Genomic DNA, 11,090 nt, shown 5'->3' with positions numbered 1-11,090 from the left:
GAGGCGCGGCGCGAACCGCTCACGCTGCGACAGTTGTGTCCGCAGGCACTGGGTTTGGCCGGAATAGGCGCTTCAGCCGCAGGATGGGGCGCTCGAAGCCGTACCAGAGCATTGTGGCCAGGGCGAGGGAAACCGCAAGGCGCATGACCACGATGAGCAGGTCGCCGGCCGCTCCAGCATGGATGCGGTCCAGGTACACGTCTACACCACCCAGCAGCACGAAAACCGGCATATGGATGAGATACACGCCGTAGCTGATTTTGCCCAGAAAGCGCAGCGGCCGCCAGGTCAGGCCCGCCGCCGCCGGCACGGTGGCGGCGAGCGCCAGCACGCCCACAAAACCGATTGCGAGAAACGTATTGAGCAGTGACGGCCGGTAGAACGAAGCATAGAGGCAGCCGCCCAGTCCCGTCCCCGCCGCCAACCAACCCACGATCCGCCAGCAGGCGGCCGAGGCGTGCCAGGTACGCACTGCCAGGGCCAGCAGGCAGCCGGCGGCCAGTCCATCGAGGTGGTATAGGGTGTGAATCGGCGGTAGTGAGCCGGCTAAAGTGCCGCGCAGGCCCGTGCCGCTCGCCAACACCAGCAGCAGCACTGCCCCCAGCAGCCACTTGGGCAGAAAACGCACCAGCGGCGCCCAGACCAAGTAGAACTGCTCTTCGATAGCCAAGCTCCAGGTGGGATACAGTGCCCCGTTCAGCCCCGGAAACAGGTTCTGAACGTAAAAGAAGAGGTAGAGCCAGCCGGGCTGGGAACCCTTCCAGGTGGCGTGGGGTCCAAAGGCGAAGTAGACCAGCGGCACGACCAGAAAATACAGCGGCCAGATGCGCAGGCCGCGCCGGGCATAAAAGTTGCGGAACAGGTGCGGCTGGCCGCGTTCATCGAGTAGGATGCCAGTGATCAAAAACCCCGAGAGGACGAAAAACAGGTTAACGCCCATCCAGCCCCAGGCCGCGAGCGGGCCCAGGCCCAGCGGCCGCAGCCGCGGCTCGCAGTGGTGCAGCAGCACCAGCGCAATAGCCAGCCCGCGCAGGCCGTCCAGCGATGGAATATGGTTGGGGAGCCAGGCAGGCTTTGCCATAAGCGCTGTTCTTACTCTAGTTGACTTGACAGAAGTGGCAATGGAGCCAAACTGAAAGTAGCAGTTGGATGAGGGATTCCGATGCGCTTCCATGTTGCTGCCTGCTATGTAGGAATCGTGCTGCTGATGGCTACGGGAGCGGCCTCGGGCCAATCGCGCGTGCGCATGGTTACAATCAGCGCCGTGGGCAATCAAGTGCAGGCAAAGCTCCCTCCGCCAGCGGGCACAACTTCAGCCGTAGCGGCGTGGGCCCGCACATCACGCAATGCGCCAGTGATCGAAGGCGAAGGTATCCGGACCGAACCCAATAGCTTTGCCGAGGTCGAGCTCGAGTGCGGCTCGGCGTTGCGGCTCGCGCCGGAAAGCGACATGATGTTCACCCGCTTGAGGCTGAGCCAGAAAAGCGTGCCGGAAACCACGGTAAAGCTGAACCGCGGCGAAGTGTTTTTCACCATGCAGGACGCCGACGTGCCGGACTTTCATGCCGTGCTGCCGGGAGGCGTCATCCGCATGACCAAAGGCGGCGAAAGGCTGCGCCTGGACGTGCCGTCCGTCGGGATGAACAGTGTCGAGGTGCTCGGCGGACAAATTTCTATTCAGGCAGGAGGCAAATCAGAGCAGGTAAAAGCGAAACGGCGTGTCGAATTTGTGCCCGGCGGCGGGATGCATCAGGTCGCGATGTTGAAGCCCGACCGATGGCAGAAATGGAGCCAGCGGCGCGACGACGCATTTCATCGTCAAGTGATCGCGCAGGAGACTACGACGAGACCGCGGGATTTGAGTGCACTGGTCCCATCGGCCACCGGGCCACTGACGCCGGGCGTTCTTGGCTCCAGTCCGCAGACGGTTGTCGGTCCGATCTTGGGGGCTATGAACGATGAGGCCAGTCGCGTAGCGAGGATGCGCCGGGTGCCGTATTGCGCGCACCGATGAACGAGCCATGGTGAAGCGCCGAACATTTCGCCTTGGTTTCCTGCTGCTGCTGGCGGCGGCGGCAGCCGCAGCGCTGGGCGAGTCGCGTGTCCGCATTGTGGTGATCAGTTTTCTCGAACACCGTGTGCAGGTCGAGCTGCCGCCGCCGCCCAACGATCCGCAGCAGGCGCTGCGCTGGACCACGGCGGTGATGAACGCGCCCGTCATTGAAGGCGAGAGCATTCGCACCCAGATCCAAAGCGATGCTGAAATCGAGTTGGAGTGCGGCTCCGCCTTGCGCCTGGCGCCGGGTAGCGAGCTCACCTTCAACCGCCTGCGGCTGAGCAACGACGGCGTGCCTATCACCACGGTCACGCTGCATCTCGGCGAAGCGTTTTTCACCATGCAAGACGCCGACAGCCGCGACTTCGAGACCCGCATCGGCGGGGGCGTTATCCGCATGCCCGATGGCGGCGCCAAGCTCCGTCTCGATGCGCCTGCGGGCAAGCCCGCGAGCGTTGAAGTGCTGAATGGTCAGGTCCTTGTTCAGACGGGTGGCCTCAACGAAACCGTGCATTCGACCCGCCGCTTCGAGTTCGCGCCCCGTAGCGGCATCCGCCTTCTCTCGTTGCTCAAGCCGGATCAGTGGCAGCTCTGGAGCAAGCGCCGCGACGAGGCCTTTCAGCGGGCCGTCCTGGCCGCGGGTCCCAAGCCGCCCGCGCAATTCAGTGCCAGCGCGCCCAATCCCAGCTCGATTACGCCCACGCCCGGCTATGCGCCCGACGTCGTTCAGGGTCTGTTCAACAGCATGGACTCCAAGAACCCAGTTCCCGGTCATCCGCTTCAGGGCCCGACGCCGCCCGTGCCCCACTGCGCCCATCGCGGCTAAATTTAGGCAAGCGCCCCGCGGCGGCAGAGGCGCCGCAACTGCTGGAGTTGCGGACGAAGCTGTGGCGCACGCGTTGCCGGTTCGGGACCAAAGCGCACCGCCTGATAGTCGCTCAGGAAGCTCGTCAGCGCGATCGTGAGCGCCTCGGGAGCATTCTCATTCGTTAAGGTGGCCAGCAGTTCCTCGGCGGTCTGCCCGGGCGGGTGCTCCATGCCACAGCGTCCGAGATAGCGCAACAGCCGGCGATAGGCCGCCTGCGCTTGCCGCCGTGCCGCCAACTGGTCACGCAGTTCCTGTCCCCGGCGCCGCCGCAGCGCCCCGCCGCTGCGCCAGAGAATGATCCCGCCGACAATGCAAATGGCAACCACGAACCCGGCGCTCGCCCAGAACTCGCTCACCGCGCCCGAGCCTTGCCGGCCTGCACGTACCTGCTGCCATGCCTGCTCCGCCGCGGCGGTAGTGTTGTCCCATGCGGCTCCTGCCTCGGCGCCCACGTCCTGCTGCAGAAAAGCCGCCAGGCGCGCCTGCCGGAACCAGTCGTAGTTTACGATCCACTGCTGCCAGGCGGTCGAGAAGGCGTCCAGAAACATGCCCGAACCCGGCAGCAAACTCGAGGACGTCGCCGGCGAGCTGGGTGTTGCGTCAAACGTCACCCAAACGGCGCGGCCAAAGCCGGCGAGCCGGCCTTGATAGGAGGCCGGAAAATACGCCTCCACCCAGGTGTGTGCGTCGCCGCCCGTGACCAGATACTCTCCCGTCAGCGGGTTGTATTGGCCAGACAGGAACCCGTTCACCACCCGGGTGGGAATGCCGAGCGTCCGCGCCAGCACCGCCAACGCCGAGGCGAAATATTCGCAATCACCGCTGGCGGGATCGAACAGAAACGCCGCCAGCGGATGCGATCCCTGCGGCAGGTCGCGCAGCGTGTAGGAATAATGTGTCTTAAGGTAGTTCGTCAACGCCTGCATCCGCGCCCAATTGTTGTCGGGCACGTCGGCGACAATGCGGTGCGCCAGGCCGGGGATGCGGGGGTCGAGGTCGCGCGGCAGTTGCAAGTAGCGGCGCAGCGGAAAATCGCCGCGCGGCCAGACGCCATTGAGGCGCAGATCCTGCGTCGTAGGTACCGCGAGGTCGGAAACGCCGGAATACGATGTGCCCGTGCCGTTGATGCCCATACCCGCCAGCGTATCGGTGTACCGGTCCCAGGCGAGCACGGGAAAATGGGTGGCCGCGCGCAGCAGCCGGGGCGGGAAAAACAGCACCGGCGAGCGCAGCGGCTCCAGCGATACCTCATAACGCACCAGTTGGGCCGTACCGTCAGCGGTGCGGATGCCGACGTCGACTCGCCCGGAATCGGAACCGAAGACGGAGGGGGTGTCAGGGTCGTACCAGCGTGTGCCATCAAACGTCGTCAGCCCACGGCCGCGCCAGGGAACGCGTTGCAAGGCCGCCGGAGACAGCGGCGGATTGGCGTCAAGCACGCGGATGTGCATCACCGGCCGGTTGCTGCGCTGCAGGTTGGCGATCGCGCCCAGGTGTACCTCGTCGCTGAAGCCGGTGAGGCCGCGATCGAGCGGCCGCGCCGCCCAGCCGCCCAGCGTGGTGCGCGGCAACAGAAGAAACACCAGCGTGCCGAAAACCGCGATCAGCGCCGAGAGCACCAGCGAAAACTGCAGCAGTCCCGCCCTTGGAATCCGTGCCCCCCGCGGCGTTGCGGCGGCTGCGTGCGCGCGCTCCATTTCGAACGCCACCAGCGTGGCGACCAGCAGTATCAGAAAAACGAGGAACAGCAGGAAGAAGATGCCGGAAACCGTCAGCAGCGAAGCCGTCAGGACTTCGAGAAATGCCAGCAGCCCCAGCAATAGGTCATCCCGCCCCGAATGCGGCGCAAACAGCCGCGCCGCCCCTGCCAGCACCACCAGGTGCAGGCTGGCGTCGACGAAGCTGTGCGAAAACCACAAGCCATCCCAGGCAAAAATCGGCAGATAGGCCAGCAGCGCATAGCTCCACGCCCGGCTCGACCATGGATAGGCGCGGGGCCGCGCGTGGCTGCGCCACACAACCCGCTTTTGCTCCAGCCCGTCCTCCGCGGGTTGCACCGGCCGCTGCCATAGAAATATGTAGCCGCGCAGCAGATAGAGCACCGCAGCCACCGCGATCACCACCCAGCCCAGCCGTCCGGTGATGGCCAGCGTCACGAACCCGGTCGCCAGCAGCAGGAGCAGCAGCCCCTCGCACGTCCGCCGCATAAGGCCAGTTTAGCAGCGGGGCTGTGCTAAGGTGGCTGGCAGGATGAGCGAGCCGGCCGCATTCACTTGGACCTTTCATACACCGTTTCCTGAGCAGACGGAGGCCTTTGTCGCGCTGGCGAGCGGGATTGCGCAGGCGCAGCAGGTGCGGCTGCTGGGGGCGCGGCGGGGCGATGGCCTGGTGCTGCATGTAGCCTTTGCTGGAGATGGCGACGAAGCCGAGGAGCGTGGCCGCGCCTACTGGGCGGAGCTGCATAGCCGGTCGCTCGACGAGAATCTGGCGATGGAGCTGGTCGAGGGCTTTGAGCCGGAGGAGGGGTGGCGGGCGCTCGAGGCGTTCGCGCTGGATGGGGCCGAACCGCTGGCGCGGCGGCAGGCGCCCGCAGCGGCGCTCGCGCCGCAGCGTCCACCGCTGGCGCCCGAGCCGCTGTACGACATTCTGCGCGGCGACGATCCGGAGATGGACCGCAACCTGGAGCAAACCATCGCCTGGATCGAGGGCAATGGCCTGCCCGTCATTAACCTGCTGAGCTATCTCGAACTGCCGCTGTTCACCGACTATGCCGCCGCACATGAAGACGAACGGGACCAGAACCTATTCCTGCACATGCTGCACACCTGGACCTGTTACCGCCGCTTTGAGGCCGTGCATGCGCGCGTGCCCGAGGCGTTGGCCCAGGCGTTTGAGGACCCGCGCTACTTGCGCATTAATACCACCCAGTTCCGTTCGCCTGCTCCCGCGCTGTGCGTGCAGTTTGTGGATTGGACGCAGCCGGTGCGCGGTGTGGGCGGGGGCCGGATGCAGTGGGCGAAAGAGGTCTACCTCACCCATTTCGAGCCGCCGACACCGGCCGAAGAGCGCGAGCTGACGCTGATGTTTATTACCTACGACGAGCGTGGCGAATTCGGCTTTATCCCGCTCGAAGTGCCGCTGAGCTTGCCCGCGGTGGAAGAATCGATCGAAGCGTTTTTTGCGCCCAGCGAAGGCGACGAAGAGCTGGGCGCCAATACCGAAGACCTGAAGCGGCTGACGCAGATCGCCGCCACTTACTGCCTCTATGCCACTGCGCGCGATCCGGGCCGCTACCTTCAAAGCTGACGCCGGCATTCCGGTGGAGATGCTGGAGTGGCTGGCGTTTGCCGTGGTGGCGCTGGCAGCGGCTCTGCTGGCCCTTCTGCGGCCGGATAAGGCTATCGATTTTCACGTCTATTTTGAGAACGCGCGGCACTACTACGCTGGCGCACCGATGTACGGGCCGAAAAGCGGCATGGCTTGGCCGGGCGGTATTTATCGGTATCCGCCGATCTTTTTAGACCTGTTCCGGCCGCTGGCGCTGCTGCCGCTGCGGGTCGCGGTGGTGCTGTGGGCGGCGGGTAAAGTCGCGGCTGGCGGGGCGGCGGTGATTGCGTTGAGGAAACGTTGGAACCTGCGCGATGCCGCGGGACGATCGACTGGCGCGGGGCCCCGCGTGGCTGCGCCACGCGACCCGCTTATGCTCGGACGGGCTGGGGGCCCGAGACCCCAGTCCGTCCTCTGCTTGTGGCCGGGACTGTTGCTGGTGGCAGCGTATTTCATTCAGGAGCTGCGCTACGGCAACGCTCAGTTCTATATCGTGCTGATGGTCATGGTGGCCTTTCTTGTAGAGCCGCCGCTGTGGCGCGGTTTCTGGCTGGGGTGGGCGGCGGCGCTCAAAGTCTGGCCACTGTTCTTTCTGCCCTGTCTTCTGGTTCGCCGCAGGTGGAAAGCCGCCGGCTGGATGGCCGCTTGGGGAACCGGCTGGACGCTGCTGCCCGTCCTGTGGCGTGGCTGGAGCGCGCAGATGGCGCTACTGCATCAGTGGCTGGCGCAGGAGCGCGGCATCGCGGCGCTCAGCGCTGCAGCGGGCGAGCTATGGTATCCGGGCCAGTCGCTGCACGACGTGCTGGCGCGCTACCTGCGGGTCATCGACTATGCGCGGCTGGCCGATGCCTCCGGCTACCATCAGATCGCCTGGCTGCGGCTGGCGCCGTCGACGGTCGAACACTTATGGATGGCGCTGGCGGCGGTGCTCACGCTGGCCATGTTCTACTGGCTGGCGAAGATGCAAGGGCCCGCCGACGGTGTTGTGGCGCTGATGTTTGCGATGGAAGTGCTGCTCGAGCCGCACGTGCACCGGCTGGTGATGGTAACGCTGCTGTGGCCGGCGCTGTGGCTTTCCGCAGAGTGGGCCAGCGGGAGATTGCGCGGCCGGGCGCAGATTTGGCTTTGGGCTGCGGTTTTGGCCTCGGCGCTCGAGCCGCTTGTGCCCGGCGCAGCCCGCCAGCGCGTGCTGCAAACCTACGGCAGCGATTTCTTCCTGGTAATCATCCCGTTGGTGGTGCTGAGTGCGTGGTGGGCGTGGCACGAACGCGGTTCAGTTTCGCTTAAGGCTTCTACCGGATAGACCCGTTTGCGTCGGCAAAGCACACTCGGTTGAGGAGCTCGCGCCGAATTGCCACTTCGCCGCCGTACCATCCACGTGTGCCTGCTCAGTGTGCTCGCCGCGGTCTTCGCGGCCGGGCAGAGAGCGCCACAGCCATCGCTAACTGCCGCGCATCTGGCGCAGAACGCCCAGGCGTACCTGGTCTCGCCGGCTGCGCTGCGCGACCAACCCGGTCAGTTTCCGCGCGAAGGCGCCGTGCAGCTTTACCATCTGCGCTACGAACAGGTGGTGCCGAGCGGCCTGTCGGCGCTGCTGGTGCAGCGCGTCTTTCAGATCCGCAGCCGCGCCGGCGCGGAGCTTTTCGCGCCCGATAACCTCTGGTACGACAATGGCCGTGGCCGCTTCCAGCTCGTCCGCGCCGAGGTCTGGCGGCGGCACGGCGCGCATGCGCCCTACGCCATCGCCGGCCAGGGCAAGGACCTGGGCGATCTGCCCGGCTTTGCTGCCGGCACGCAGCCGCGGCGGCTGGGGCTGCCACGCCTGCATGCGGGCGACCGCGTGAGCGTCATCTATGCGGTCCTGCCGGATACCGGCACGAACTGGTCGCTTCTGGCCGGTCACTTCATCGGGAATATGTTCGCCTTACGCGACAGCTTCGCCACCGAAAAAGTGCACTATGTGCTGGCGGCGCACGAGTCGATGGCGGTGAGCGCCGCAGGCTTGCCCGCGCCCAGACTGGGCACAGGCGCAGGCGGCCTGCGTACCTGGGAGTGGGACGCCACCGATTTGCCGGCGTTTTTCCAGTCCGCCGATGGTCCCGCCATTACCGCCGTCTCGCCCTTTGTGCAGGTTTCCAGCTTTACCACCTGGGCAGCCATGACCCGCTGGTACGGCGGCCTGCTGCACGAACGGGCGCAGGTCGCCCCAGCGCTCGCCGCGGATCTGCGGCGCATCGCCGCTGGGCCAGCCGGCACGAACGAAGACGCCCGCGCCATAGTCGAGCGCGTTTGGCATTATCTTTCGAATCACCTGTCGTATCGGGGTGTGGAAGATGGTGTCCACGCCTACGTGCCCGCGCCGGTGAGCGAGGTCTTTCAATCCGGACAGGGCGACTGCAAAGACGGCGCGCTTTTGCTGGTCACCTGGCTGCGGATGCTGGGCGTGCAGGCCGACCTGGCGCTGGTGCGGACCCCGGCCATGGGGCCGATCGCGCCGGCCAACGCCCAGGGACAGGTGGCGGCGACCATGGCGGCCTTCGATCACGCCCTGGTTTATATTCCCGCGACCGGCCAGTGGATTGATACTACGGCGCCGCACCTGCCTGAAGGTGATCTGCCCCAGGGTGACAGAAACGGCTTGGCGCTCCTCGTCCGCCGTGACCAGACAAAGCTGGTGCACGTGCAGGAAGCCTCCGCGGTAGCCGCAACCTCTGCCGCCGGGGCGGTACGGCTCACGGCGGCACACGTTCCACAGTAGCCATCATGATTCCACTTGGCAGCGCTGGCCGGAGCGGTTTAAGCTAAAAGAAGCAGGCGATCTGCACGGGTTCGGGTTGCGCTACGGGCGGGAGTGTCCCGCGAACTTATTGATCCAATTCGAATACTTGGAAGCCCCCAAAGTGCCGCACTGGTCCTTCGCCGGAGACGTTGGGGAGGCCGACCAGCGAAAGATCCAGGGCGAAGCCCCGGGTAGAAGCGGCTGGGGCCGATGACCAAGGGCCTCGTCATTGCAGGCATGATCGTGCTGCTGGTGCTGGGCGGCGGCGCCGCTGTTTGGGTGCACAGCGCCCACGGCTTCAGCGCCAAGGCAAAGCCGACCTGGATCGAGGCCGAACTGGCCCAGCTCAGCCGCCGCCTGGCGCTGCCCTCCAGCAAAGCTGACGTCAAAAATCCCGATCCGGCGACGCCGCAGCAGTTGGCCGCGGCCGGGCATTTGTTCGCCACCCAGTGTGCCGTCTGCCATAACACCAACGGCGATGGCCATACTACAATGGGCCAATCCATGTATCCCCACGTCCCCGATTTGCGCGGCCTGACGCAGAACAAGAGCGACGGCACTCTGTTCTACACCATCCGCAACGGCATTCGCATGAGCGGCATGCCGGCTTGGAGTCAGGAAAGCGATCCGCAGATATGGGGTCTGGTCAATCTCATCCGGACGTTCAAACCAAACCCACGATGAAACCTCGCTTAACCCGATGCATGCGGATTTTGTGCGCTGTGCTGCTGCTGGCCCTGGCCGGCGTCGCACAGGATCAAGCCAATATTGTTATCACCGGCACCTCCAAATTCCACATGGCCGTCCCGGATTTTCGCGCCAGCAGCGCTGTGCCAAAGGAGGTGCAGGACACGTTGAATCAAGTGCTCTGGAACGACCTCTACCAGTCGGCAGTGGTGGTGATGGTGGGCCGGAGTCTGTACACCGCGCCGGTGCCCAACTCTGAGGCCGACCTGAACAACGCCAGTCTGCGCTCGGCGTGGTCGTCGGCGCCGCTGAGCGTGCAGCGGCTGGTGTTTGGCACGATGGACGTCCAGGCCGGGGGCCTGATGGTGAGTGGCTATCTCTACGATGTGACCCAGCCGCCCGGCGGCGGGCGGCTGCTGGCGCGGCGCTACGTCAATCCCGACACAACCGAAGGCGCGCGTTCGATCGCCCACCACCTCGCCGACGACATTATCAACGCCCTCGGCTTCGGTCCGGGCATCGCCACCACGCAAATTGCCTACATTCACAGTACCCCCGGGGGCCAGCAGGAAGTCTGGACGATGGACTACGATGGCGCCAACAAGCAGCAGCGGACGCACCTGAAGGGCATCATCTATTCGCCCCGGATTTCGCCCGATGGCACCGAGCTGGCCTTCGTGCAGTCCATCCACGGTGACTTTCAGATCCGGTTGCTGTCGCTGCTGACCAACCGGCTGCTGCCCTTCCCGCATTTCCGGGGCAATCTTAGCGAGTCACCCGCCTGGTCGCCAGACGGCACCAAACTGGCCTTTGCTTCCAACATGAGCGGGCCGAACATGGAGATCTACACCATCAACGTCAACGGCAGCGGCTTGCTGCGTCTGACGCACTCCCGCGGCTACGATAACGTCTCGCCCGCCTGGAACCCCAAGCCGCCGAAGGGGAGTCCCGGCGGCCAAATCGCCTACGTCAGCAGCCGCGCGAACCTGCCCCAGATTTACATCATGAATGCCGACGGTAGCGATCCGACGCGGTTGCCGCTGGGCGGCTTTGCCTCCAGCCCCTCCTGGTCACCCAACGGGCTGATGCTGGCCTTCGCCTGGGTGCGGAATTACGGCAGCCGGAACGCCGGGGCCTTCGACATATACATATGGAATTTTGGGACCAAAAATTACATTCAGTTGACTCATAATGAGCAGCGGAACGATTTTCCTAGTTGGGCCCGTGACAACCGGCATATTGTATTTGAATCAGGACCGCCGTTCCACACTCAGCTCTACACCGTCGCAGCGGACGGGTCGGTTCCGGCACAGTTGACCACGAGCGGTAACAATGAAATGCCCAACTGGGGCCAATAATTGGCGCAGGGCCCC

9 protein-coding genes are annotated in these 11,090 nt (G+C 65.0%); 7 read left to right on the top strand and 2 right to left on the bottom strand.

Annotated features, from left to right (window positions below):
• Positions 1-19 precede the first annotated feature (19 nt).
• Positions 20-1,174, bottom strand: a complete 1,155-nt coding sequence (locus tag EPN33_01170; GenBank protein ID TAN24404.1) for an acyltransferase — start codon at positions 1,172-1,174, stop codon at positions 20-22.
• Between EPN33_01170 and EPN33_01165 the strand changes: the two genes are divergently transcribed.
• On the top strand, positions 1,163-2,014 hold the full coding sequence (locus EPN33_01165) for a hypothetical protein (GenBank protein ID TAN24403.1): 852 nt from the start codon (positions 1,163-1,165) through the stop codon (positions 2,012-2,014). The genes EPN33_01170 and EPN33_01165 overlap by 12 nt on opposite strands.
• A 7-nt stretch (positions 2,015-2,021) precedes the next feature.
• On the top strand, positions 2,022-2,882 hold the full coding sequence (locus tag EPN33_01160) for a hypothetical protein (protein ID TAN24402.1): 861 nt from the start codon (positions 2,022-2,024) through the stop codon (positions 2,880-2,882).
• Positions 2,883-2,884: 2 nt separating this feature from the next.
• Here EPN33_01160 and EPN33_01155 read toward each other — a convergent pair whose 3' ends face one another.
• A complete protein-coding gene (locus EPN33_01155; protein ID TAN24401.1) occupies positions 2,885-5,131 on the bottom strand; it encodes a DUF3488 domain-containing protein in 2,247 nt (748 codons plus the stop codon).
• A gap of 43 nt (positions 5,132-5,174) precedes the next feature.
• Here EPN33_01155 and EPN33_01150 point away from each other — a divergent pair, with 43 nt between their 5' ends.
• The 5 genes from EPN33_01150 (at position 5,175) to EPN33_01130 (ending at position 11,075) form a co-directional block, all read left to right on the top strand.
• Complete coding sequence (locus EPN33_01150) at positions 5,175-6,230, top strand: hypothetical protein (GenBank protein ID TAN24400.1); 1,056 nt, start codon at positions 5,175-5,177, stop codon at positions 6,228-6,230.
• Positions 6,190-7,554: a DUF2029 domain-containing protein gene (locus tag EPN33_01145; GenBank protein TAN24399.1), complete on the top strand. Its 1,365-nt coding sequence runs from the start codon at positions 6,190-6,192 to the stop codon at positions 7,552-7,554. Before EPN33_01150 ends, EPN33_01145 begins: the two co-directional genes overlap by 41 nt.
• A 48-nt stretch (positions 7,555-7,602) precedes the next feature.
• Positions 7,603-9,009 (top strand): transglutaminase domain-containing protein, encoded by a 1,407-nt coding sequence (locus EPN33_01140; GenBank protein ID TAN24398.1) that lies wholly within the window; start codon positions 7,603-7,605, stop codon positions 9,007-9,009.
• A gap of 231 nt (positions 9,010-9,240) precedes the next feature.
• The gene (locus EPN33_01135; GenBank protein ID TAN24397.1) at positions 9,241-9,714 is read left to right on the top strand and encodes a cytochrome c; all 474 of its coding nucleotides are present in this window, start codon (positions 9,241-9,243) and stop codon (positions 9,712-9,714) included.
• A complete protein-coding gene (locus tag EPN33_01130; protein TAN24396.1) occupies positions 9,666-11,075 on the top strand; it encodes a translocation protein TolB in 1,410 nt (469 codons plus the stop codon). The genes EPN33_01135 and EPN33_01130 overlap by 49 nt, the downstream gene beginning before the upstream one ends.
• Positions 11,076-11,090 lie beyond the last annotated feature (15 nt).

It is taken from the genome of Acidobacteriota bacterium (genome assembly GCA_004299485.1).
In the GTDB taxonomy this organism is placed as follows: domain Bacteria; phylum Acidobacteriota; class Terriglobia; order Terriglobales; family SCQP01; genus SCQP01.
Note: the sequence above shows the minus strand (reverse complement) of the source record. Positions and strands in the feature narration are given on the sequence as shown.

Coding starts and splice junctions, on each gene's coding strand:
- EPN33_01165 (TAN24403.1), top strand. CDS start 1,163: ATGCGCTTCCATGTTGCTGCCTGCTATGTAGGAATCGTGCTGCTGATG.
- EPN33_01170 (TAN24404.1), bottom strand. CDS start 1,174: ATGGAAGCGCATCGGAATCCCTCATCCAACTGCTACTTTCAGTTTGGC.
- EPN33_01150 (TAN24400.1), top strand. CDS start 5,175: ATGAGCGAGCCGGCCGCATTCACTTGGACCTTTCATACACCGTTTCCT.
- EPN33_01135 (TAN24397.1), top strand. CDS start 9,241: ATGACCAAGGGCCTCGTCATTGCAGGCATGATCGTGCTGCTGGTGCTG.
- EPN33_01160 (TAN24402.1), top strand. CDS start 2,022: ATGGTGAAGCGCCGAACATTTCGCCTTGGTTTCCTGCTGCTGCTGGCG.
- EPN33_01145 (TAN24399.1), top strand. CDS start 6,190: ATGCCACTGCGCGCGATCCGGGCCGCTACCTTCAAAGCTGACGCCGGC.
- EPN33_01130 (TAN24396.1), top strand. CDS start 9,666: ATGGGGTCTGGTCAATCTCATCCGGACGTTCAAACCAAACCCACGATG.
- EPN33_01155 (TAN24401.1), bottom strand. CDS start 5,131: ATGCGGCGGACGTGCGAGGGGCTGCTGCTCCTGCTGCTGGCGACCGGG.